This window comes from Duganella sp. 1224, from assembly GCF_013408245.1.
In the GTDB taxonomy this organism is placed as follows: Bacteria; Pseudomonadota; Gammaproteobacteria; order Burkholderiales; family Burkholderiaceae_D; genus Rugamonas.
Window position 1 is genome coordinate 315,502 of the sequence record NZ_JACBYS010000004.1, and the last position, 24,036, is coordinate 339,537.

Consider the following 24,036-nt stretch of genomic DNA (forward strand, 5'->3'; position numbering starts at 1 on the left):
ATTATCCGCTGTCGCGGGCGTGACGGGAGGCGTTATTGGCGCCAGTCGTAGTCCATCTGGCGGGCGCTGCGTTCGGCCAGCGCTTGGCCGCCGAGCCGCGCCACCAGGTGCAGCGACATGTCGATGCCGGCCGAGATGCCGGCCGAGGTGATGACGCGGCCGGTGTCGATCCAGCGCTGGCCGCCTTGCACGTCGACCTGCGGCCAGCCGGCGCGCAGTGCGTCCAGGTCTTCCCAATGGGTGGTGGCGGGCAGGCCGTCCAGCAGGCCGGCCTCGGCCAGCAGCAGGGCGCCGGTGCAGACCGAGGCGGTCAGTTCGGCCGCCGCCGCCGTGGCGGCGATCCAGCGGATCACGTCCGGCCGCGCCAATTCGGCGCCGACCACGCCGCCGGGCACGATCAGCAGGTCGATGCGACCGGCGTCGGCAAAGCTGGCTTCGGGATGCAGCACCAGCCCGGCGCGGGCGCGCACCGGCGCGTGGCCGGCGCCGATGGTGCGCACGGCGAAGGGCGGTGGCGTGGCCGGCGCCAGCGCGCCGGCCACCCGCGCGGCGCAGGTGAACACTTCGTATGGGCCGGCAAAGTCCAGCACTTCCACATTGTCGAAAATATAAATGCCTACGCTGCGTGTCATGGCGATCTCCTTGTGCAGCCATGGTGGCACGGCGGCGATTGACACAAATGACAGCCATGGTGGAATATCTGCCAGCATGAATCCCATTCCGATCTGGCTGCTGATCCATCCCGGCTTTTTGCTGCTGGACGCCACCGGCCCTGCCCAGGTGTTTGCCACCGCCAACGACGAGGCGCGCGATGCCGGCCTGCCGCCGCCTTATCAAATCAACATGATCGCTGCCGAGGCGGGCCTGGTGACGGCGAGCGCCGGCGTCGCCGTGCAGGCCGGGGCGCTGCCGGATCCGGCCACGCTGGCCGGCGCCACGCTGATCGTCGCCGGCGGCCGCGGCGTGGAGCCGGGGCCGGACGGCAGCCCGGCACCGCAGGACGCGCTGGCCGCCTGGGTGACGCGGGCGGCGCCGCAGCTGGGCCGGTGCTGCTCGGTGTGCACTGGCGCCTTTGTGCTGGCGCGCGCCGGCCTGCTGGACGGCCGCCGCGCCGTCACCCATTGGCAAGACGCCGCCGCGCTGCAGGCGCAGTACCCGGCCGTGACTGTCCAGGACGACGCCCTCTATATAAGAGACGGCGCGGTCTACACTTCGGCCGGCATCGCCGCCGGCATCGACCTGGCGCTGGCGCTGGTGGAGGAAGACCGGGGCCGCGCGGCCGGGCTGGCGGTGGCCAAGCGGCTGGTGGTGTTCTACAAGCGGCCCGGCGGCCAGCGCCAGTTCAGCACCGAGCTGCTGGCCCAGGCCGCGCCCGAGGGGCTGCACGGCCGCCTGACCGCCTGGCTGCGCCCGCGCCTGCGGCAGCAGCTGGACGTCGGGCAGATGGCGGCCGGGCTGGCGGTGTCGGTGCGCACGCTGCACCGCCACCTGCGGCAGGAGGCCGGGCTGACGCCGGCGCAATTGCTGCTGCGGCTGCGCATGGAGGCGGCCTGCGCGCTGCTGGAGCAGGCCGGCATGACGGTCAAGCGGGCCGCCCGCCAGAGCGGCTTCGGCAACGAGTACAATCTGCGGCGCGCGTTTGCCGCGCAGCTGGGCGTGGCGCCCAGCGACTATCAATCGCGCTTTGGGTGAGGACAGGATGCAGGCAGTGGAAAAATGGCTGGCCCGGGTGTTGTTGCTGAACAGCGGTCTGGCGCTGGCGGTATCCCTGGGGCTGCTGGGCGCGGCCTCGGCCGGCACGGCTGGCACGCTGGAGTTCGGCGTGGCCCTGCTGGGCTTCCTGTCGGCGGTGCTGTCACTGCGCCGTCATCCGGCCGGGCTGTGGGGCGCCGGTCTGTACTATCTGCTGCAACTGGCCGGCTATTACCCGGCGGACGGCGCGCCGTGGCACCTCAAGGCCGGCGTCAGTCTTGGCCTGGTCTTGCATTTCTCGCAAGCCGTGGTGGTGCTCAACATGGTGGCGCTGGCGTTGCTGGCGGCCACGGCGGCGGCGCTGCACCGGCGCCGCCGCCGCGGTTGAAGCGCGGCCGTCGCGCGCGTCATCACGCTGTCATACGGCAAGTGCACAGTAGCACTTCGCCATCTTGCTTTCCTCCATGAAAAATGAATCTATTGCCATGTTTAATGCGGGTTAAACATGCCCAAAAAGCAGGTTGCAAGGCCGCGACAACCGCCAAAATAAATTCTTCTCGGAAATTAAGTGGGATATACTGAGCGGCCGTGCCTAGGAAATTTGTTGCCGTAAGGCATAAAAGGCTTGTTGTAAAACCAAGCAAATTCGGGGACTAGGCAGCTGGCGCGGGCCGCTGAAAAAAAATTTACTTATCGCAATAAGTTTACTTAGTGGAAGATTCGCGGCGGTCGCCTTGTACTGTAACAGGTCCCATCCGGCGATTGAAGATAAGCAATAAAGGTTCTCCCGGTTTACTAAAGTCGCCGCTTTTGTTGACGATAAGCATGGTATGCCGGGGCAATACAGGCAGCACAGGGGAAATACAACAGGCACTTTTGCCACAGTATGAAATCATCGAGACGACGAACTAGGGCCGTCGTCTCGGTGATTTTGATGATAGATATCGATAGCGCACCTTTCAGGAGAATTACAAATGCCAGTCCCATCAGACTATACGACGCAGCAGATTGCGGCCCTGGACACCCGATCCATCAGTGTCTTGACCACCGCGGACATGGCGTCCCTCAACTCGGACCAGATCGGTGCGCTGACCACGCTGCAAGCGACCATCCTGAACTCGAACCAGATCGGCGCCATCACCACCAATTCGCTGGCGGGCCTGACCACCGCTGACCTGGCCGCGCTGACCACCAACGCCGTTGGCGGCCTGAAAACCTCGCAGATCAAGGTGCTGAGCACCGACCAGATCGTGGCGCTGACCACCAACCAGGCCGGCGCGCTGGCCTCGTCGCAAGTGGCCGCCCTGAGCACCGACGCCATCGCCGCGCTGGAAACCCAGGACTTCGCCGCCCTGAAAACCGCCGCTGTTGCCGGCCTGAGCGTCAACCAGGTCAAGGCCCTGACCACCGACCAGGTGGTGGCCCTGAGCACCGCCGGCGCCAACGCCCTGTCGACCGCGCAAGTCAACGCGCTGAGCACCGACCAGCTGGCCGCGCTGGAAACCAATGACCTGAACGCCCTGAAAACCAGCGCCATCTCCTCGCTGACCTCGGTCCAGGTGGGCGCGCTGAGCACCAACCAGATCAAGAGCCTGAGCACCGCCGCCCTGGTGGCCCTGAGCACCGCCAACATCGCCAACGGCCTGACCACCGACCAGATCGTCGCACTGAGCTCGAACCAGCTGGCCGCGTTCACCACCGCCCAGCTGGGCGCGTTCTCGACCAACGACATCGCCGCCATCGAAACCCAGGATATCGGCGGCATCACCACCGCCGGCATCGCCTCGCTGAAATCGGCGCAGATCGGCGCGCTGACCACCGACCAGGTTGCCACGCTGTCGACCAACCAGGTGGTGGCCTTCACCACCGCCGGCATCAGCGGCCTGAACACCGACCAGATCGTTGCGCTGACCACCAACCAGGCGGGCGCGCTGACCACCCAGCAAGTCGCTGCGCTGTCGACCAACGCCATCGCCGCGCTGGAAACCCAGGACTTCGCCGCGCTGAAGACCGCCGCTGTGGCCGGCCTGACCACCAACCAGATCAAGGCCCTGACCACCGACCTGGTCGTTGCCCTGACCACCGCTGAAGCCAACGCCCTGACCAGCACCCAAGTGGCCGCCCTGTCGACCGACAGCATCGCCGCCATGCAGACCGCCGACCTGGCCGCGCTGAAGACCTCGTCGTTCGCCGCGCTGACCACCGCGCAAGTGGCCGCGCTGACCACCGACCAGGTACACGGCCTGGGCACCCAGCAGATCGTTGCGCTGAGCACCAACGCCATCGCCAACGGCCTGACCACCGATCAAGTCGTCGCGCTGACCTCGCAGCAACTGGCCGCCATGAGCACCGCCCAGATCGGCGCGTTCTCGACCAATGACATCGCCGCCATCGAAACCCAGGACATCGCCGGCATCAGCACCGCCGCCGTCGCCGCCCTGAAATCGGCCCAGATCGGCGCGCTGACCACCGACCAGATCGCCACGCTGTCGACCAACCAGATCGTCGCCTTCACCACCGCTGGCGTCGCCGGCCTGAACACCGACCAGATCGTTGCGCTGACCACCAACCAGGCGGGCGCGCTGACCACCCAGCAAGTGGCCGGCCTGTCGACCAACGCCATCGCCGCGCTGGAAACCCAGGACTTCGCCGCGCTGAAGACCGCTGCGGTCGCTGGCATGACCACCAACCAGATCAAGGCCCTGACCACCGACCTGGTCGTGGCCCTGACCACCGCTGAAGCCAACGCCCTGAGCAGCGCGCAAGTGGCCGCCCTGTCGACCGACAACATCGCCGCCATGCAGACCGCCGACCTGGCCGCGCTGAAGACCTCGTCGTTCGCCGCGCTGACCACCGCGCAAGTGGCCGCGCTGACCACCGACCAGGTGCACGGCCTGGCCACCCAGCAGATCGTAGCGCTGAGCACCAACGCCATCGCCAACGGCCTGACCACCGATCAAGTCGTCGCGCTGACCTCGCAGCAGCTGGCCGCCATGAGCACCGCCCAGATCGGCGCGTTCTCGACCAATGACATCGCCGCCATCGAAACCCAGGACATCGCCGGCATCAGCACCGCCGCCATCGCCGCCCTGAAATCGGCCCAGATCGGCGCGCTGACCACCGACCAGGTTGCCACGCTGTCGACCAACCAGATCGTCGCCTTCACCACCGCTGGCGTCGCTGGCCTGACCACCGACCAGATCGTTGCACTGACCACCAACCAGGCGGGCGCGCTGAGCACCCAGCAAGTGGCCGGCCTGTCGACCAACGCCGTCGCCGCGCTGGAAACCCAGGACTTCGCCGCGCTGAAGACCGCCGCCGTGGCTGGCATGACCACCAACCAGATCAAGGCCCTGACCACCGATCTGATCGTGGCCCTGACCACCGCTGAAGCCAACGCCCTGAGCAGCGCGCAAGTGGCCGCCCTGTCGACCGACAGCATCGCCGCCATGCAGACCGCCGACCTGGCCGCGCTGAAGACCTCGTCGTTCGCCGCGCTGAGCACCGCGCAAGTGGCGGCCCTGACCACCGACCAGGTGCATGGCCTGGCCACCGCACAGATCGTTGCGCTGAGCACCAACGCCATCGCCAACGGCCTGACCACCGATCAAGTCGTTGCGCTGACCTCGCAGCAGCTGGCCGCCATGAGCACCGCCCAAGTCGGCGCGTTCTCGACCAACAGCATCGCCGCCATCGAAACCCAGGACATCGCCGGCATCAGCACCGCCGCCATCGCCGCCCTGAAATCGGCCCAGATCGGCGCGCTGACCACCGACCAGATCGCCACGCTGTCGACCAACCAGATCGTCGCCTTCACCACCGCTGGCATCGGCGGCCTGAATACCGACCAGATCGTTGCGCTGACCACCAACCAGGCGGGCGCGCTGAGCACCCAGCAAGTGGCCGGCCTGTCGACCAACGCCATCGCCGCGCTGGAAACCCAGGACTTCGCTGCCCTGAAGACCGCTGCTGTGGCTGGTATGACCACCAACCAGATCAAGGCCCTGACCACCGACCTGGTCGTGGCCCTGACCACCGCTGAAGCCAACGCCCTGAGCAGCGCGCAAGTGGCCGCCCTGTCGACCGACAGCATCGCCGCCATGCAGACCGCCGACCTGGCCGCGCTGAAGACCTCGTCGTTCGCTGCGCTGACCACCGCGCAAGTGGCCGCGCTGACCACCGACCAGGTGCACGGCCTGGCCACCCAGCAGATCGTTGCGCTGAGCACCAACGCCATCGCCAACGGCCTGACCACCGATCAAGTCGTCGCGCTGACCTCGCAGCAGCTGGCCGCCATGAGCACCGCCCAGATCGGCGCGTTCTCGACCAATGACATCGCCGCCATCGAAACCCAGGACATCGCCGGCATCAGCACCGCCGCCGTCGCCGCCCTGAAATCGGCCCAGATCGGCGCGCTGACCACCGACCAGATCGCCACGCTGTCGACCAACCAGATCGTCGCCTTCACCACCGCTGGCATCGGCGGCCTGAACACCGACCAGATCGTTGCGCTGACCACCAACCAGGCGGGCGCGCTGAGCACCCAGCAAGTGGCTGGCCTGTCGACCAACGCCATCGCCGCCCTGGAAACCCAGGACTTCGCCGCCCTGAAGACCGCTGCGGTCGCTGGCATGACCACCAACCAGATCAAGGCCCTGACCACCGATCTGATCGTGGCCCTGACCACCGCTGAAGCCAACGCCCTGAGCAGCGCCCAAGTGGTGGCCCTGAGCACCGACAGCATCGCCGCCATGCAGACCGCCGACCTGGCCGCGCTGAAGACCTCGTCGTTCGCCGCGCTGAGCACCGCGCAAGTGGCGGCCCTGACCACCGACCAGGTGCACGGCCTGGCCACCGCACAGATCGTTGCGCTGAGCACCAACGCCATCGCCAACGGCCTGACCACCGACCAGGTGGTGGCCCTGACCTCGCAGCAGTTCGCCGCGATGAGCACCGCCCAAGTCGGCGCCTTCTCGACCAACGACATCGCTGCCATCGAGACCCAGGACATCGTCGGCATCAGCACCGCCGCCGTCGCCGCCCTGAAATCGGCGCAGATCGGCGCGCTGACCACCGACCAGGTGGCCACGCTGTCGACCAACCAGATCGTCGCCTTCACCACCGCCGGCATCAACGGCCTGAACAGCGATCAGATCGTTGCGCTGACCACCAACCAGGCGGGCGCGCTGAGCACCCAGCAAGTGGCTGGCCTGTCGACCAACGCCATCGGCGCGCTGGAAACCCAGGACTTCGCCGCCCTGAAGACCGCCGCCGTGGCCGCCCTGACCACCAACCAGATCAAGGCCCTGACCACCGACCTGGTCGTGGCCCTGACCACCGCCGAAGCCAATGCCCTGAGCAGCGCGCAAGTGGTGGCCCTGAGCACCGACAACATCGCCGCCATGCAGACCGCCGACCTGGCCGCGCTGAAATCGTCGTCGTTCACCGCCCTGAGCACCTCGCAGGTCGCGGCGCTGACCACCGACCAGGTGCACGGCCTGGCCACCGCCCAGGTTGCCGTGCTGAGCACCAACGCCATCGCCAGCGGCCTGACCACCGACCAGGTGGTGGCCCTGACCTCGCAGCAGTTCGGCGCGATGACCACCGCGCAAGTGGCCGCGCTGTCGACCAACAGCGTTGCCGCCATCGAAACCCAGGATCTGGGCGGCATCACCACCGGCGGCATCGCTGCCCTGAAGTCGGCGCAGATCACCGCGCTGACCACCGACCAGGTGAGCAAGCTGTCGACCGCGCAGACCGTGGCGCTGACCACCGCCGCCTTCGGCGCGCTGAACAGCGACCAGGTGGCCGCCCTGAGCACCACCCAGGCCAGCGTGCTGAACTCGCAGCAAGTGGTCGCCCTGTCGACCGCCGCGATCGCCAACATGACCACCAACGACCTGGGCGTGTTGAAGACCTCGGCTGTGGCGGCACTGACCACCAACCAGATCAAGTCGCTGACCACCGACCAGATCAGCAGCCTGTCGACCAGCGGCATCGCCGTGCTGACCACCTCGCAAGTGGCCAACGGCCTGACCACCGACCAGGTGGTGGCCCTGAGCTCGAACCAGGTGGGCGCGCTGACCACCGCCCAGGTATCGGCCTTCTCGAACGCCGACATCGCGGCGATCGAAACGCAAGACCTGGGCGCGCTGAAGACCGCCGCCGTGGCCGCCCTGCGCACCACGCAAGTGGCCGCGCTGACCACCGACCAGATCGTGGCCCTGAGCACCAACCAGGTGGCCGCCCTGAGCACCTCGGCGATCAGCACCGCGCTGACCACCGACCAGGTGGTGGCCCTGTCGAGCAACCAGGTCAACGCGCTGAGCACCGCGCAGCTGCGCGCCCTGTCGACCAACGCCATCGTGGCGCTGGAAACGGCTGACCTGCAAGCGATGAAGACCTCGTCGTTCGTGGCCCTGACCACCACCCAGCTGGTGAAACTGACCACCGACCAGATCGTCGCGCTGACCACCGGCCAGATCAAGAACCTGAGCTCGGCCCAAGGCAATGCCCTGACCTCGACCCAGATCCAGGCCATGAGCACCGACCAGGCCAACGCGCTGTTCAACGCCACCCACGGCCTGTCGCCGATCGTGCTGGACCTGAACAACAACGGCATCAACACCCTGTCGTCCAACGCCGGCGTCAGCTTCGACCTGAATGCCGACGGCACCAAGGAGCAAGCTGGCTGGGTGGGCGGTGGCGATGGCCTGCTGGTTCTGGACCGCAACGGTGACGGCAGCATCAACGATGGTAGCGAACTGTTCGGTACTGGCACCACGCTGGCCGACGGCACCAAGGCCAACAACGGCTACCAGGCGCTGGCGCAGCTGGATACCAACGGCGACGGCGTGATCGACGCCAAGGACGCCGCCTTCGGCAAGCTGCAGGTCTGGGTCGACGGCAATGCCGACGGCGTCAGCCAGGCCGGCGAGCTGAAGTCGCTGAGCGACCTCGGCATCACCAAGCTGAACCTGGATGTCAAAGTGGGCGGCGCCAAGGACAACGGCAACACCGTTGGCCTGACCTCCACCTACGAGACCGCCGACGGCGCCACCCACGGCGCGGCCGACGTCTGGTTCGCGGTGAACGGCCAGTCGAACCTGAGCAACTCGGTCAGCAGCCTGTCGGCCGCGCTGTCCAGCTTCACCGCCGCGTCCAGCGCACCGGCCGCGACCAAGCTGGAAATGCCTACCGCCAACAACACGGCAGTGGCAGCCCTGGCCAGCGCGATCGGCAGCTACGACAACAAGCTGACCGCCGCGTCCAACCAGGCGTCGACCGAAGACACCCAGCGTCTGAAAGCGCTGCTGGGCGGCAACCACGGTCAAGGCTTCCTGGCTGCCAAGTAAGCATCGCGCTAGTTAGCTGGCGTCAATAACGGCAAGGCCCGCGGGCCTTGCCGTTTTTTTTTGAGCGGTGGAACAGCGCGGTAAACCCGCTTGTGTTTCTACAACAGAAAAGGCGCCGGTAAGCGTGTTGCTGGGTTAGAATCCCAAGGCTGGCACGATAGTGCACCAATGCAAGCTTTTTCCTTTACGGGCCTATGCAAGATAAATTCCCCCACACCGCGATCCAGTGCCTGACTGCCATCGCGCAGCATCATGGTCTGCAAATCAATCCGGAACGCATCATCGACGAGAATGCCTTGCGGGCGGAGGAACCCACCACTGGCGCGCTGCTGCGCATCGCCTCGGAAATCGGCCTGAAAGCCAAGGTCGACCAGCTGACCTGGTCGCGCCTGATGGCGCAGGGCGGCGTGTTCCCGCTGATGGCGCGCCTGGTCGACGGCAACATGATCATCGTGGTGGGCGTCAAGCCGGGCGAGAACGGCGGCGAAGACCATGCGGCGGTGCTGAATCCGGCGGCGGCCAACGCCCAGGTGGTGCTGGTGGCGCGCAGCGAGTTCGAGAAACGCTGGGCCGGCGAGGTGTTCTTCGTCAAACGCCAGCACAAGCTGAGCGACCCCAACCAGCCGTTCGGCCTGCGCTGGTTCATTCCCGAAATCCTCAAGCAGAAGGCGGCCTTCCGCGACATCTTCATCGCCGCCATCGCCATGCAGTTGCTGGCGCTGGCCTCGCCGATCTTCTTCCAGCTGGTGATCGACAAGGTGCTGACGCACCAGAGCGTGACCACGCTGCAGGTGCTGGGCGTGGGCATCGTCATGGCGCTGGTGTTCGACTCCACCTTCGGCTTCCTGCGCCAGACGCTGACGCTGGCCGCGTCCAACAAGATCGACATGCGCCTGACCCGGCGCGTGTTCGCCCACCTGCTGTCGCTGCCGATCGACTTCTTTGAAACCACCAGCGCCGGCGTGGTCACGCGCCACATGCAGCAGCTGGAAAAGATCCGCAACTTCCTCACCGGCCGCCTGTTCATGACCGGCCTGGACCTGATCGCGCTGGTGGTGTTCATCCCCATCCTGTTCAGCTACTCGTTCAAGCTGACGCTGATCGTGCTGCTGTTCGCCGGCCTGATCGGCGGCATCGTGCTGGCCATGGTGCCGACCTTCCAGCGCCGCCTGAACGCGCTGTACACCGCCGAGGGCCAGCGCCAGGGCATGCTGGTGGAAACCATCCACGGCATGCGCACGGTAAAGGCGCTGGCGATCGAGCCGTCGCAGCGCCGCGTGTGGGACCAGCGCTCGGCCGAGGCCATCACCATGCACTTCCGCGTCGGCCAGATTTCCATCGCCGGCAACTCGCTGACCGACTTCCTCGGCAAGCTGCTGCCGGTGACCCTGATCATCGTCGGCGCCGCCGACGTGTTCGACAGCACGCTGTCGGTCGGCGCGCTGATCGCCTTCCAGATGCTGTCCGGCCGCGTGACGCAGCCGCTGATTTCCATCGTCGGCCTGGTCAACGAATACCAGGAAACCGCGCTGTCGGTGCGCATGCTGGGCGAGGTGATGAACCGCGCGCCGGAAGGCCGCCCCGGCGCCAACGGCCTGCGCCCGGTGTTGCAGGGCGAGATCAAGTTCGACAACGTGGTGTTCCGCTATCCGGGCGCGCAGAACCTGGCGCTGAACAAGGCCTCGTTCACCATCGAGCAGGGCCAGGTGGTTGGCATCGTCGGCCGTTCCGGCTCGGGCAAGACCACGCTGACCAAGCTGATCCAGGGCCTGTATCCGCTGCAGGAGGGCCTGGTGCGCTTTGACGGCATCGACGCCCGCGAGATCGAGCTGTCGCACCTGCGGCGCCAGATCGGCGTGGTGTTGCAGGAGAACTTCCTGTTCCGCGGCACCGTGCGCGAGAACCTGGCGGTGACCAAGCCGGACGCGACCTTTGAAGAACTGGTGGCGGCCGCGCAGGCCGCCGGCGCCGACGAATTCATCGAGCGCCTGCCGCAGGGCTACGACACCGTGCTGGAAGAGAACGCCACCAACCTGTCCGGCGGCCAGAAGCAGCGGCTGTCGATCGCGCGCACGCTGGTGTCGCGGCCACGCATCCTGATCCTGGACGAGGCGGCGTCGGCGCTGGACCCGGAATCGGAAGCCATCTTCATCAACAACCTGTCGAAGATCGCCGTCGGCCGCACGGTGGTGATGATTTCGCACCGCCTGTCGACCCTGGTGGACGCCGACCGCATCATGGTCATGCACCAGGGCACGCTGGTCGATTCCGGCCGTCACGAAGAACTGCTCACCCGTAGCGAAACCTACCAGCACTTATGGAACCAGCAAACAAGTCACCTTTAAACTTCAAGCGCGGCAAGAAGGACGAGACCGAGATCGAGTTCCTGCCGGACGCCGACGCCATCGAGCGCGGCCCGCTGCCGAGGTTCGTGCGCCTGACGCTGCATACGCTGCTGCTGGCGTTTGTGCTGTTCATCATCTGGGCCTGCGTGTCGCCGGTGGAGAAGATCGTCATCGCCCACGGCAAGCTGGTCAACCCGCTGCCGAACATCGTGGTGCAGCCGCTGGAGACGTCCATCATCCAGACCATCAACGTGCGGGTGGGCCAGATCGTCAAGAAGGGCCAGGTGCTGGCCACGCTGGACCCGACCTTCACCGCCGCCGATGAAACCCAGCTGCGGGTGCGCCTGCAGTCGCTGGACACGCAGGCGGCCGGCCTGCGCGCCGAGCTGTCCGGCAAGCCGGGCGCCAGCACCGCCACCGGCGGTTATGCCGACGACGCCCAGCTGCAGGCGCAGTTGTCGAGCGAGCGCAAGGCCAACTACCAGGCGCAGAAGAGCAAGATGGACGAGAACATCGCCCGCCTGCGCGCCGGCCTGGAAACCAACAAGCACGACCAGGCGATCCTGGCGCAGCGGGTGAAGTCGCTGCGCGAGGTGGAAGCGATGCAGGAGCAGCTGATGGCCGAGCAGTTCGGCGCCAAGATGCACCTGCTGGAAGCGCGCGACCGCCGTCTTGAAGTCGAGCGCGACATGGACCTGCAACGCAACAAGGCGGTCGAGATGGCGCGCGAGCTGGCATCGGCCGAGTCGGAGCGGGCAGCGTTCGAGAAAAGCTGGCGGCAGAAGTCGATGGAAGACCTGCTGAGCGCCAGCCGCGAGCGCGACAGCATCAACGAGCAGCTGACCAAGGCCGACATGCGCGCCAAGAAGGTGCAACTGGTGGCGCCGTCGGATGGCGTGGTGCTGGAGATCGGCAAGCTGTCGATCGGCTCGGTGGTGCGCGAGGCCGAGCCGATGTTCACGCTGGTGCCGCTCGGTTCGGAGCTGGAGGCGGAAGTGCAGATCGATTCGCAGGACGTCGGCTACATCAAGACCGGCGCGCAGGCGCACATCAAGGTGGACGCGTTCTCGTTCCAGGAGCATGGCATGCTGGAGGGCAAGGTGCGTTTCATCAGCCAGGACTCGTTCAAGCGCGACACCAATGAGAAAAGCGGCGGCGGGCTGGATGCGTATTACCTGAGCCGCATTCCGTTCAGCGGCAAGCTGCGCAAGCTGCCGGGCGACGCCCGTCTGCTGCCGGGCATGACGGTGACGGCGGAGATCGTGGTGGGCCACCGCACGGTGATGTCCTACCTGCTGTTCCCGCTGACCCGCGCGCTGGACGAATCGATCCGCGAACCTTAATGGAGTTGTCGCCCGTGTTCACCATCATCATTCCTACCCATGACCGGCCGCTGCTGCTGACGCGCACGCTGGAATCGCTGATCGCCCAGACCTGCCAGGATTTCAAGGTGGTGGTGGTGTCGGACACGCCGGGCTATTTGCCGCCGTACCAGCAGCTGTCGCAGCTGGACAAGCGTTTCGACTACGTATTGCGCTCGACCGGCGTGCCGGGGCCTGCCGCCAGCCGCAATATGGGCCTGGCGCTGGCCGATGGCGAGTACATCCTGTTCCTTGACGATGACGATACCTATCGCCCGGATCATCTGGCGAAGTTGAAGGCGCGGCTGGAGCGGGACAAGCCGGAGCTGCTGTTCCATGACTTCCAGATCCAGAACGAGGACCGCACCGAGTTCCCGCCCAAGCTGCTGCCGGGCGGGCAGAAGGTGTCGATTGCGGATGTGACGTTTGACAGCGTCTATATTCGCAACCGGATTCCGAACAGTTGCATCGCCTATCGCCACGACGTGCTGCAGGGCGTGCGCAACGAGACGGATCTGATCATCTACGAGGATTGGGATTTCCTGCTGGCCGCGATGCACGGCCGCCAACTGGTGCACTTCGATACCGATGGCGTGGTGATCCACAAGAGCGCGGCCACGGCGCCGGAGAATATGCGGCGCGGGAATTCGCGCGATGACAAGATTGTTGAGGTGATGCTGCAGTTGTACCGCAAGCATCCGGCGCCGAACATGCAAACCCGGCTGGCGCGCCAGGCCTTGATGGCCGGCGCAGGTGTGGTGATGGATCTCACCAACTTCTGATGCCCCGTCATTCCGGCGGAAGCCGGAATCCATGCTGAGCCAGCGTTCTATGGGCCGCAGCGGCGGACCGCCCGCGTTCGCCGGGACGACAGCGGTTAGAAGGCGTTGTAACCGCTCAGCAGGCTCTGGTTGGACCACAGATAGTCCCACGACCCGAAACGCCCGCAGCTGGCAATGCCGGCGGCGGCAGCCCAATCCAGCACTGTCCGGCGCCTGGCCTCCATGCCGAGGTCAAAAATCACATTCCCGAACGGCAGCACGCGATGGTCGACAAACAGCACGTCGTCCGGCTCACCAATGCCCATCTTGACCAGCGCCGCGCGGGTATTGGCGATCACTTCTTCCTTGCTGTACTGCGACTGCTCGCCACGACTGTAAATCTCAAACTGCAACGAGCTGCAGCCTTCCGGCGCATTCTCCGGCGACTTCACCGATGGCGAATACGCTCGGCTGGCCAGAATATCCTCATCGTAAATATAGAACCACAGATCCTTGATGATGGGCTTGCTGAAGCCGACCGACACCAGATCGATAGCGGTGGCCTTCAATTGCGACGCCGCTGCCGCCACCTCGGCCGGCGCATCGGCAATGCGCGCCAGCACCGGCAGCGGCAAGGTGCTGACCAACTTCTGATAGCCCACCGTCACGCCATTGGCAAACGTCACCGTGCGCTGCGCCGTATCGATGGCGGTGGCGCGGTGGCCGAGGCGCATCGTGCTGTCGGCAATCAGCGGCGCGATGAAGGCCTTGTAGCCGCCCTGCTGCGGATAGCGCATCTCCTTGGTGTAGTAGGTGTTGGGCGTCTCGGTGGTCATGGCGCCATACAGGATCTCGTCCAGCTCGGCGCGGCGCATGCGCTGGCCGATCCACGTGGTCGACAGCGCGCTGGCCGGCGTGGCCCAGTACTTCTGCGTGTAGCGGATCGGATAGCGCTCGGCGATGCCGTCGCCGTACTGGTGGCGCAGCCAGCTTTCATAATCGTCGCCAGCCAGGTCGGACGGCCGGGCGAGGAAGGATTTGATCAAGGCCACCTTGTCATTGGCGTCCAGCGGCGCCAGGTTGTTCTGCACCGGGTGCTTGAGCCAGCGGTCCTGGTCGAAGCAGTACGAGTCCGACGGATGGGTGATGTATGGCGTGCGGTCGAAGATGGCGCGCACCTTCTCCTCGCTGGCAAAGCTCAGGTGCACCGCATGGTCGAAGCGGAAGCCGTCGATGGTGAAGTTGTCCAGCAGTCCGCCGGCGCTGTCGCGGGCTTCAAAGATCACCGCCTGGCGGCCGGTTTCGCGGGCTTTCAGCGCGGCGCCCAGGCCGGCGACGCCGCCTCCCAGGATCACCACATCCAGTTGTTCCATAAGTGTTTGCTCAGTAGTCTGCCAGCTCGGTGCGCAGATAGGTTGTCAGGCTGGCGCGCCAGTCCGGCATGTCGGGCCAGCCCAGCATGCGCATTTTCCAGTTGTCGGCCATCTCGTTCGGCGAGACGTTCGCCTTGCGGTTGAAGCCGGCCGCGCTCGACGGCCGCACCTCGACGCCGGCGCCGCTCAGTTCCACCACGGCGCGCACGTACTCGTAGCGCGAGGCGTTGCCGCTGTTGACGCAGTTGACCACGCCGGTGACGCCGGCCGCCGCCAGGTCCAGCATGCGCATGGCGACGTCGCGGTTCCAGCACGGCACGCCGCGCTGCTCGGCGTTGGATTCGATGTGGCGGCCCTCGGCGGCGGCCTTGCGCGCCTCGTCGATGCGGCGCGCCACGAAATTCTTGGCCGTCGCCGGCGCACCGCCGAACAGCCAGCCGGTGCGCACCACCAGGTTGTCGCGCGCGGCCGCCAGCACCGCCTGTTCGCCCAGCAGCTTGCTGCGGTGGTGGTGCGTGGTCGGTGCGGCGGCGTCGTACTCATGGTAGGGCGCGTCGCTGCCGGTGCCATACAGGCCGGTGCTGGAGACGAACAGCATGCGCACACCGGCGATGGCGGCCGCTTGCGCCAGCAGTTCGGTCAGCAGGAAGTTGTCGCGGTAGCAGCCGTCCGGGTCGGTTTCGCACTGCTCGACATTGGTGTTGGCGGCGGCGTGCAGCAGCAGGTCGTAGCCGCGCAGGCGCTCGGCCAGTTGCGCCGCAGTGATGGCGCCGCAGCCGGGCGCGTGGCCCGGATCGGGCGCGCTGCAGGCGCCCAGCGCCGGCCGCGCCAGCGCCTGGCAGGTGTCGCCACGCGCCGCGGCGGCGGCGATGACGGCGCTGCCCAGCAGGCCGCCGGCGCCGGTCAGCAGCAGCTTCATGCCTGCGCCTCCAGCGGGAAGGTCGACAGGTCGACGTTGGTGGCTTCCTGCGGATCGTGGGCGATGCTGGCCACGTTGAGCACCTGGTTCAGTTGCTGGCCCACGCCTTCAAACGCCACCCACCAGCCAGGCGGCACCGTCAGTCGCGCGTACTGCGTGCCTTGCACCGCGCCCGGCTCGTCGCCCAGCAGGAAGGAGAACTTGTTCGCGCCGCTGTCGTCGCGCACGTAGAAGCGCACGGCGCCGCACGGCACCATCAGGTTCAGCTGCATGCGGCTGTGGCGCTTCCAGCCCTTGACGGCGCCCGGCTGCACGCGCGTGAAATAGGCTTCGCCAAAGCCGGCGTAGCCCTCGTCCACCGCCTTGATGCCGTGCTGGATATCACCCAGCGGATGGGCGATGCGGCGCAGCGGCGTCAGGAAGGGCGGCGTCAGCGCGTCCATACCAGGCCGCGCTGGCGGGCGCGTTCCTCGTAGGCGCCGATCTGCGCCTGCGTCAGGGCGTACATGTCGGCCGATTCGCGGTAGTACTTGTAGTACCAGTCGCTGACGAAGTCGACCAGCTCGTGGTATTGCAGGTTGGCTTCCCACTTCATGTGGAACAGCGCCTTGTCGCAGTTCAGTTTCAACAACCCGGCTTCATGGAACGGGATGTTGGCGGTGACGCGGTAGGCGTCGTCCAGCGACTTGAAGTGCCAGGCCTTGCTCAGGTCTTCCAGCAGTTCCAGCACAGTGCGGTTCTGTTCCGCGCGCGGGCCGAAGTTGAACGACTCGCCGTGCAGCTTGGGATCGCGCGCCAGCGCCGCGCCCAGCGTCAGGTAGCCGCTCAGCGGTTCCAGCACGTGCTGCCACGGCCGCGTGGCGGACGGGCTGCGGATCTCGACCGGCTTGCCTTCCGACCAGCCGCGCATGCAGTCGACCACGATGCGGTCGCGCGCCCAGTCGCCGCCGCCGATGACGTTGCCGGCGCGGCCGGTGGCCACGCGCACCTTGCAGTTCTCGGAGCGGAAGAAGGATTCCACGTACGAGTGGATGATGACTTCCGCCGCGCCCTTGGAGCCGCTGTAGATGTCGCGCCCGCCGAGGTGGTCGGTTTCCTTGTAGCCCCACACCCACTCGACGTTCTCGTAGCACTTGTCCGAGGTGATCATCACCGCGATGCATTCCGGGTTGACCAGGCGCAGCGCCTCCAGCACGTTGGCGGTGCCGATGACGTTGGTGCTGATGGTGCCCAGCGGATCGGCATACGAGGTCGAGACGATGGCTTGCGCCGCCAGGTGGAACACGAAGTCCGGCTGGAAGTCCTCGATCACCTTGCGCACGGTGGCGAGGTCGCGCACGTCGCCCAGGTGGTGTTCGATATTGTTGGCCAGGCCGGTCTTGTCGAACATCGACGGTTCGGTCGGAATACAGTCCGACAGGCCGGCCACGGTGGCGCCCAGCTTCAGCAGCCAGGTGGTCAGCCACGAGCCTTTAAAGCCGGTGTGACCGGTAACGAGTACGCGCTTGCCGGCGTAAATTTGTCCAAACATCAGCTCCACACTTTCCACGGCGCCTGGCCGCTCTGCCACAGGGATTCCAGATGGGTTTTGTCGCGCAGCGTGTCCATCGGCTGCCAGAAGCCTTCGTGCTGGTAGGCCGCCAGCTGGCCGCTGGTCGACAGCTGCTCCAGCGGTTCGCGCTCCCAGGTGGTGTCGTCGCCGGCGATCAGGTCGATCACCTTGGGTTTCAGCACGAAGAAGCCGCCGTTGATCATGCCGCCGTCGCCCTTCGGCTTTTCCTTGAACGAGCCGACGCGGCCATTCTGGATGTCCAGCGCGCCGAAGCGGCCGGGCGGGTAGGTGGCGGTCAGCGTGGCGTCAACGCCGGCGGCGCGGTGGAACTCGATCACCTTGGTGATGTCGACGTCGGACACGCCGTCGCCGTAGGTGAAGCAGAAGTCCTCCTCGTCCTTGACGTAGTCCTTGACGCGGCGCAGGCGGCCCCCGGTCATCGAGTTTTCGCCGGTGTCGACCAGCGTCACCTTCCACGGCTCGGCGTACTGCTGGTGCACCTTCATTTCATTGTTGCGCATGTCGAAGGTGATGTCGGACATGTGCAGGAAGTAGTTGGCGAAGTACTCCTTGATGACGTAGCCCTTGTAGCCGCAGCAGATCACGAAGTCGTTGATGCCGTAGTGCGAGTAGATCTTCATGATGTGCCATAGCACCGGCTTGCCGCCGATCTCGACCATCGGTTTCGGCTTGAGGGTGGTTTCTTCGCTGATTCGGCTGCCCAGGCCGCCGGCCAGTATCACTGCTTTCATGGGAGGGTCCTTTAGTGGCGTGCGCCGTCGTCGGTCAGCATGGTCATGGGCGTGGAGATCACGTTGTCCCAGCCATACTGGTCCAGGTATTGCTGCAGCAGCATGGAGTGGAAGCGCTCGGCGCAGAAGCCGGCGTTGCGTTTCTGCTGGCCTTCGCGCTCGATGTGCACAGTCTTCATGAATTGTTGGGTGGCCAGTTCGACGCGGGTGACGATGTCGACAAACCAGCCGGCCGGAATGTAGGCGGCGGTGCAGGCCGGGATGAAGCTGTTCTGGCTGAGGAAATCGGCGGCGGCGTTCTGGTCGACCGCGCCGGCGTCCACCGCCGCGCCGAAGTACATCAGGATGTCGCGCGCTTCCGCCACGGCGGCGTACTGGCGCAGCACGCTGCCTTCGAAATTGACCAGCGACGGCACGATGATCTTGTTGCCCTCGCCGAAGAAGTGTTCCGGCCGCGCCTGCGCCAGCAGGCTCGGATGGGCGTAGCTGTTAAAGCCGCGCATCTGGCCCAGCGGCTGCGTCAGCGCGAAGCGGCGGTAGTGGCAAATGCCGAACAGGCTGGTGGGCGGCTGCCCTTCGAGCATGCGGCGGATGGCAAACAGCGCGGCGAATTCGCCCAGGTGTTCGTTCTGGAAAGCCAGGTCCGGGTAGTGCTGGCTGAGCGCGATGCCGCGCTCGGGCACGTAGCCGCCGGTGCCGACCATGGTCAGGAAGTCCGGCAGGGGCCACTCCGGCTGCTTGTGGGTGATGCAGAAAAACAGGGGCGTTGTCATGTTGATCCGTGACGGAAAAAGGGGCAGGCAGCTCTAGCGGGCCGATCGATTATAGCGCGTTCAGTCGGCACTGCCTATGCCGGTACAGCGGGCGTTTTGGCCCGCAATTCGGGGTTTATGCGCGCAATTCGCCATCATGCAGCGGCATGTCGCGCGGGCCGGTGAAGATCGCCTCGGCGGTGCGCGCGGCCAACGGCTGGCCGCTGCCGTTGATGGCCACCGCGTAGCGCCGCACCAGCGATTCGGTGGCCTCGCGCGACGGCTCGTGGTCGAGGATGGCTTCCATCAGGCGCAGCATGACCCACGGGTCGACGTCCTCGCGGCGGCCGTCGCTGTCCTGTGGCGCCACGGTCTTGACGCGGAAGTGGAAGTGGCCGGCGGCCAGCTGCTCGCGGGCGATGTCGGCCAGCGCCGGGTCGTTGCCGCGCGGCGGGCGCGGAAGGTTGAAGTTGAAGGTCGGCAGCGCGATGCGCTGGTAGTCGTACAGCAGCGCCGCCTGCCACACGTCGTTGGGCAGCTGGTTGTAGGCGTGGTCCGGGTGGTAGCGCTCGCGCATGCGCTCCAGCGCGTCGCGCGAGAACAGCGTGCTGGCGCCGCTGGTGAAGGTCAGGCCGGCCAGCTCCGGCGGCGCGTTCAGGCGCGCGATCGGGCCGGCGTAGCAGCCGCTGGACGGCAGCAGGTCGAGCACGAAGTTGAGCGCGCGGAAGTCCACCACCGAGGTCAGCGTCAGGTGGTGGAAGAAGAAGGGCCGCGGATGGGTGCGCAGCAGGTAGTCCTGCACCAGCACCTGGCGGAACACGAACTTGGCGTTCTCGCTGCCCGACCACACGCCCCTGGTGGAGTAGCCGATGTCCTTGCCCATGTTGTCGCCGATGCCGACCAGCAGGTCGTAGCCATCGTGGACGATTTCACCCGGCGCCAGCTTCTCGCTCCAGCGCGTGAAGACGATGTGGATGTGCGGGAAGTGGGCGGCGTAGAACTGCCACAGCGCGCGGGCGTTGCGGTAGACCGGGAGCTCGTCGCCGTAGCCGATCATGACGATCAGATCGGGGCGTTCGGTGGCGGCGATGCGCGCCAGCAGGCTGGGTTGTGCGGACATGGATTCCTGACGTGTTTAACTGAGCAGCAGGGCATAGCCTTGCTGCAGGGCTTGTTGTACCTGTTCGCCGCGCGCGGCATCGGCCGCCAGCGGCCCGTGCTGTTCCAGCACCAGCGCGCTCAGCGCGCGCAGGCGGGTGGCCAGCAGGGACTTGAATTGTGCCGTGTCGGGCAGGAAGTGGGTACGGGTGTGGACTTCATACAACAGATACAGGTGTTCCAGCGCCAGGTCGAGCGTATCGGCGGCGCTGGCGGACGGCGTGGCGTTCGGCGTGCCGGCCGGCGCGTAGCGGCTCAGCGCGGCCGGCAGGTAGGCGCAGTCGTGGCCGGCCAGTGCCGCCAGTGCGGTGGCCACGCCGGCCAGCTGGCGGTAGCGCCGGCCCTGGTAATGGCCGAAGGCGGCGCCCAGCTGGTCGCGCCGCAGCAGCAGGCCGGCCGGCTGGCACAGCGCGTCGCCGGCGCCGTGGTCGCGCGTCAGCAGCAGCGCCGCCAGCGAGGCGCCGCCGACGGCGGTGTCGACCGCCAGCAGCGGCGCGCCGGGCAGCGGCTGGCCGGCGGCGTCGTGCGGCTGGCGCCAGCAGGCCACCAGGCCAATGGCGGGATGGCCGCGGTAGCACTGCAGCATGCGGCTGATTTTGTCGGGCTCGAGCACGTCGCCGGGCGGCGCCACGGCGATGTATGCGCCCAGCGACAGCGCCAGGCAGTGGTCCAGGGTGTCCTGCGCGGCCAGCGCCGGCGCGCGGTTGTAGCGCAGCTGCGGATGGGCCGCCAGCAGCGCGGCCAGCCGGCGCTTGCGGCGTTCGGCGCCAGCGTGGCTGCCGCTGTCGCTGACGATGATCTCGCAGCGGCCGTGCTGCTGGCCGAGCGCGCTGCGCACCGTGTGTTCCAGCGCGTCCGGCGTGTCGCTGTCGCCGGCGGGGATCAGGATGCTGACCAGCGGCAGGCTGAGGTCGGGGCTGGCGGCTGGCGCGGCTGGCGTGTCCTGCGCCAGCGTGCCGCGCGCCACCTGCAGGTACAGGCGCTCCAGCTCGCGCACGCGCTGCGGGGTGTCGAACAGCGGCGCGCGGTTGCGGTTTTTCGCCAGCCGGCGGCGCAGGCGGGCCAGCTGTGGCGGATTGCCAGCCAGACGCACCGCCTTGTTCTCGTAGCTTCGTTCGCTGTGCGTGACCAGCTCCGGCAGGCCGATGGCGTGCAGCAGGCTGCCGCCCAGGCGCGCCGCGTAGCTGTGGCCGGCAAGCGTCAGCACCGGCACGCCGGCCCACAGCGCGTCGGCGACGGCGCTGGCGCCGCTGTGGGGATGGGCGTCCAGGCACAGGTCGGCGTTTTGCAGCGCGGCCAGATAATCGGCCTGCGGCTGGCTGGGCGCGAACACCAGCCGCTCGCTGGCGACGCCATGGCGCAGCGCCGCCACGCGCAGGTTGTCGCGCAGCGGCTCGCTGCCGGCGGCCAGCCACAGCACGCTGTCCGGCACGCGCTTGAGGATGCGCATCCAGGCGGCGAACTGCGCCGGCGCCAGCCTGCGGCTGCTGTTGAAGCTGCAGAACACGAAGGCCTGGTCCGGCAGGCCGCAGCTGGCGCGGCTGGGCGCGGGGCCGACGGCGCGGCGACGGTCGTGGATCTGCGCGCAGTCCGGCAGGTACAGCGGTCGCTCGCTGAAGCTGGCCGCCAGCGCCGGCGGCAGCACGAAGGCGTCGGCCAGGACGTAGTCGACGGCCAGCATGGCGCTGCTGCCCGGATGGCCCAGCCAGGCGATCTGCACCGGCGCGGGACGGTGCGCCAGGATGCCGGGACGGCCATCGGCGCCGAGGCCGTGCAGGTCGACCAGGATGTCGATCTCGTGAGCGCGGATGGTTTGCGCGGCCTGCAGGTCGCTCATCACCGTCAGGCGGATGTGGTGGTCCATCTGCGGCGCCACGCGGGCGCGCAGGCCGCTGCGGTCCTCCTCGTGCCAGCTGAAGCCGTAGATGTCAAACTGCTCGCGCTGGTGCAGGCCGTACAGCTCGGCCGTCTGGCGGGCGGCGGCGTGGCTGCTGAAGTCGGACGACAGGTAGCCGATGCGCAGCTTGCGGTGGCGGTAGCCATGCGCGTCCGCCAGCGGCGCCGGCTGAGCGGCGCGGTTGACGGGATGGCGGCCGGCGGCGGCCAGTTGCTCGGCCGGATCGTCGCTCAGGCACAGCATCGAGGCGGCCGAGGCGCTGTCGCGCAGCTCGGCCTCGGCCAGGCCCGGCAGCGGCGCGCACACCGGCCACGCGCACTGGCGCTGGCGCAGGCTGATCCACTGGGCGGCGATGTCGGGCTGGCGCGGATCGAGCAGCAGGCTGCGCGCGCAGGCATCCTCGGCTTCCGGATAATGGCGGCGCAGCGCGGCCACGCGGGCCACGCTGTTGAGCGCCTGGATCTGCTGCGGGCGGCTGGCGGGATGGTCGGGATCGATCTGCGCCAGCGCCGCGCGCCAGGTGGCCAGCGCCGCCTCGTGCTGGCGCAGGCGCTCCTGCAATGTGCCCAGCGTCATGCGGGCGTCGATGAAATCCGGCTTGATGGCCAGCGCGGCGCGCAACGACTGCTCGGCTTCCTGCTGTTCGTCGGCCTGGATCTGCAGCACGCCCAGGTTGTACCAGGCGGCAAACAGCAGCGGCGAGTCGGTGCAGCGCAGCCACAGGTGATACAGCTCGGCGGCCTGCGCGCCCTGGCCGGCGTGGCCCATCAGCCCGGCCAGGCCGATCAGCTGCATGATGGGCAGGGCACCGCGTTTGGCCAGCGCAAACGCCACCCGGGCCGCCTGGTCCAGTTCGTTGGCGGCCAGGGCCCGGTTCAGTTCCTGCAGTTGCGCTTGATCGCTGGGATGGCTGGAGCTCATGCTGGTATTGTCGGCTGAATCCGACTAGGATTCAATCTTCAACGACGCAAGGCAGGAAAAATATGCTGGTTAAACACATCATGAGCCGCAACGTGGTGACCGTGGGGCTGGACGACACGCTTGCCCTGGTTAAAGAGATTTTCGACCACAGCAAGTTCCACCACCTGCTGGCGATGGAGAATGGCGAGCTGCTGGGCGTGGTATCGGACCGCGACCTGTTCAAGGCGCTGAGTCCGAACATCGGCACCAGCGTGGAGACCTACAAGGACACGGCCACGCTGAACAAGCGGGTGCACCAGATCATGTCGCGCAAGCCCAAGTTTCTGCGTGAGGATGCAACGGTGGACGCGGCCATCGACCTGTTTACCGAGCACCCGATATCCTGCATTCCCATCCTGAGCGACGACGACCGGCTGGTGGGCATCCTCAGCTGGCGCGACATCCTGCGCAACCTGCGCAGCTGCCATTCGGACGAAGAATCATGAAAAAACCGTTAGCGGCCACCTTCCTCCTGGCGATGTGTGGCTTCTCGCCCGCAATGGCGCAGGAGCAGCCGCCGGCCAACTTCGACAACTGGGGCGTGTGTCCGTTCGAGTGTTGCACGTACCGGGATTGGACGGCGGAAGCTGCGGTGCCAGTCCATGCAAGCCGCAGCGAGCTATCGCCGATTACATTCCAGCTCAAGCCGCATGAGCATGTCGACGCGTTGACCGGCGTGGTTGTCACCGAAAAGGCCGGTGTCATCCGCGTCAACCGGCCGGTGCGGGATGGCTATCTGCCGGAAAGTGCCGCGCCGCAGCTTTCGCTGAAAGCGGGAGACATCGTATATTTGCTGGCGCCCCTGGGCGAAGGCGCGTACCTGTATTGGTATCGGGGCAAAGTTTACCGCAGCGGCCCGGATATGGCAGCCATGCCCGGTGTTGATGGCAAGGCGGCCCGGATGACGTGGTGGAAGCTGGTCAGGAATCACGCCGGGAAGATGGGCTGGACGACCTCCAACAAATTCTCCAACGCCGACAGCTGCGGCTAACCCCCCGCCCACACCGGGGTCAGTGCCGACATTCGGACAAATGTCCGAATGTCGGCACTGACCCCGGTGTGGGTTTAGTGGCCTTCGGCGGCGTTGAACATGGTTTTGGCGTAGATCAGGCCCAGGCCGTAGCCGCCGCCGTGGGCGATCGAGGTGGCCACCGTTTCG

General features: G+C 66.8%; 17 protein-coding genes and 1 pseudogene. 8 read left to right on the forward strand and 10 right to left on the reverse strand.

From position 1 onward, the window contains the following. Positions 1–32: 32 nt before the first annotated feature. Positions 33–632, reverse strand: coding sequence for a DJ-1/PfpI family protein (locus FHW58_RS19995; protein ID WP_179674926.1), 600 nt, complete (start codon positions 630–632; stop codon positions 33–35). 76 nt (positions 633–708) lie between these two features. Between FHW58_RS19995 and FHW58_RS20000 the strand changes: the two genes are divergently transcribed. From FHW58_RS20000 to FHW58_RS20025, 6 genes are all read left to right on the forward strand, one after another. Next, positions 709–1,692, forward strand: a complete 984-nt coding sequence (locus FHW58_RS20000) for a GlxA family transcriptional regulator (RefSeq protein ID WP_179674927.1) — start codon at positions 709–711, stop codon at positions 1,690–1,692. Positions 1,693–1,699: 7 nt separating this feature from the next. Next, positions 1,700–2,080 (forward strand): hypothetical protein, encoded by a 381-nt coding sequence (locus FHW58_RS20005; protein WP_179674928.1) that lies wholly within the window; start codon positions 1,700–1,702, stop codon positions 2,078–2,080. Between the two features lie 586 nt (positions 2,081–2,666). Beyond that, the gene (locus FHW58_RS20010) at positions 2,667–9,047 is read left to right on the forward strand and encodes a heme utilization protein (protein WP_179674929.1); all 6,381 of its coding nucleotides are present in this window, start codon (positions 2,667–2,669) and stop codon (positions 9,045–9,047) included. Between the two features lie 194 nt (positions 9,048–9,241). Then, a complete protein-coding gene (locus tag FHW58_RS20015; RefSeq protein WP_179674930.1) occupies positions 9,242–11,392 on the forward strand; it encodes a peptidase domain-containing ABC transporter in 2,151 nt (716 codons plus the stop codon). After that, positions 11,365–12,735: an HlyD family type I secretion periplasmic adaptor subunit gene (locus FHW58_RS20020; protein WP_179674931.1), complete on the forward strand. Its 1,371-nt coding sequence runs from the start codon at positions 11,365–11,367 to the stop codon at positions 12,733–12,735. Before FHW58_RS20015 ends, FHW58_RS20020 begins: the two co-directional genes overlap by 28 nt. Beyond that, the gene (locus FHW58_RS20025) at positions 12,735–13,535 is read left to right on the forward strand and encodes a glycosyltransferase family 2 protein (RefSeq protein WP_218892816.1); all 801 of its coding nucleotides are present in this window, start codon (positions 12,735–12,737) and stop codon (positions 13,533–13,535) included. The genes FHW58_RS20020 and FHW58_RS20025 overlap by 1 nt, the downstream gene beginning before the upstream one ends. A gap of 95 nt (positions 13,536–13,630) precedes the next feature. Here the strand turns inward: FHW58_RS20025 and FHW58_RS20030 are convergent, their stop codons facing one another. The 8 genes from FHW58_RS20030 to FHW58_RS20065 form a co-directional block, all read right to left on the reverse strand. Beyond that, positions 13,631–14,887 (reverse strand): NAD(P)/FAD-dependent oxidoreductase, encoded by a 1,257-nt coding sequence (locus tag FHW58_RS20030; protein ID WP_179674932.1) that lies wholly within the window; start codon positions 14,885–14,887, stop codon positions 13,631–13,633. A gap of 10 nt (positions 14,888–14,897) precedes the next feature. Further along, positions 14,898–15,806, reverse strand: coding sequence for a sugar nucleotide-binding protein (locus FHW58_RS20035; protein WP_179674933.1), 909 nt, complete (start codon positions 15,804–15,806; stop codon positions 14,898–14,900). Next, positions 15,803–16,249: a dTDP-4-dehydrorhamnose 3,5-epimerase gene (locus FHW58_RS20040; protein WP_179674934.1), complete on the reverse strand. Its 447-nt coding sequence runs from the start codon at positions 16,247–16,249 to the stop codon at positions 15,803–15,805. Before FHW58_RS20040 ends, FHW58_RS20035 begins: the two co-directional genes overlap by 4 nt. After that, positions 16,237–17,337, reverse strand: coding sequence for a CDP-glucose 4,6-dehydratase (gene rfbG, locus FHW58_RS20045; RefSeq protein WP_179674935.1), 1,101 nt, complete (start codon positions 17,335–17,337; stop codon positions 16,237–16,239). Before rfbG ends, FHW58_RS20040 begins: the two co-directional genes overlap by 13 nt. Then, a complete protein-coding gene (gene rfbF / locus FHW58_RS20050) occupies positions 17,337–18,110 on the reverse strand; it encodes a glucose-1-phosphate cytidylyltransferase (RefSeq protein WP_179674936.1) in 774 nt (257 codons plus the stop codon). Before rfbF ends, rfbG begins: the two co-directional genes overlap by 1 nt. An 11-nt stretch (positions 18,111–18,121) precedes the next feature. Continuing rightward, positions 18,122–18,883, reverse strand: coding sequence for a hypothetical protein (locus FHW58_RS20055; protein WP_179674937.1), 762 nt, complete (start codon positions 18,881–18,883; stop codon positions 18,122–18,124). Between the two features lie 115 nt (positions 18,884–18,998). Beyond that, positions 18,999–19,982 (reverse strand): hypothetical protein, encoded by a 984-nt coding sequence (locus tag FHW58_RS20060; RefSeq protein WP_179674938.1) that lies wholly within the window; start codon positions 19,980–19,982, stop codon positions 18,999–19,001. A gap of 15 nt (positions 19,983–19,997) precedes the next feature. Further along, entirely contained in the window at positions 19,998–22,838 is a 2,841-nt protein-coding gene (locus FHW58_RS20065; RefSeq protein ID WP_179674939.1) for a UDP-N-acetylglucosamine-peptide N-acetylglucosaminyltransferase, read from the reverse strand. Positions 22,839–22,900: 62 nt separating this feature from the next. Here FHW58_RS20065 and FHW58_RS20070 point away from each other — a divergent pair, with 62 nt between their 5' ends. Both FHW58_RS20070 and FHW58_RS20075 read left to right on the forward strand, forming a co-directional pair. Beyond that, positions 22,901–23,323 carry a CBS domain-containing protein gene (locus tag FHW58_RS20070; protein WP_179674940.1) on the forward strand — a complete coding sequence of 141 codons (423 nt, stop codon included), beginning with the start codon at positions 22,901–22,903 and terminating at the stop codon, positions 23,321–23,323. Further along, positions 23,320–23,868, forward strand: coding sequence for a hypothetical protein (locus FHW58_RS20075; protein ID WP_179674941.1), 549 nt, complete (start codon positions 23,320–23,322; stop codon positions 23,866–23,868). Before FHW58_RS20070 ends, FHW58_RS20075 begins: the two co-directional genes overlap by 4 nt. A gap of 74 nt (positions 23,869–23,942) precedes the next feature. On the opposite strand, the pseudogene FHW58_RS27600 reads toward FHW58_RS20075, so the two are convergent. After that, positions 23,943–24,036, reverse strand: a pseudogene (locus FHW58_RS27600) (hydrolase); the annotation flags it as partial.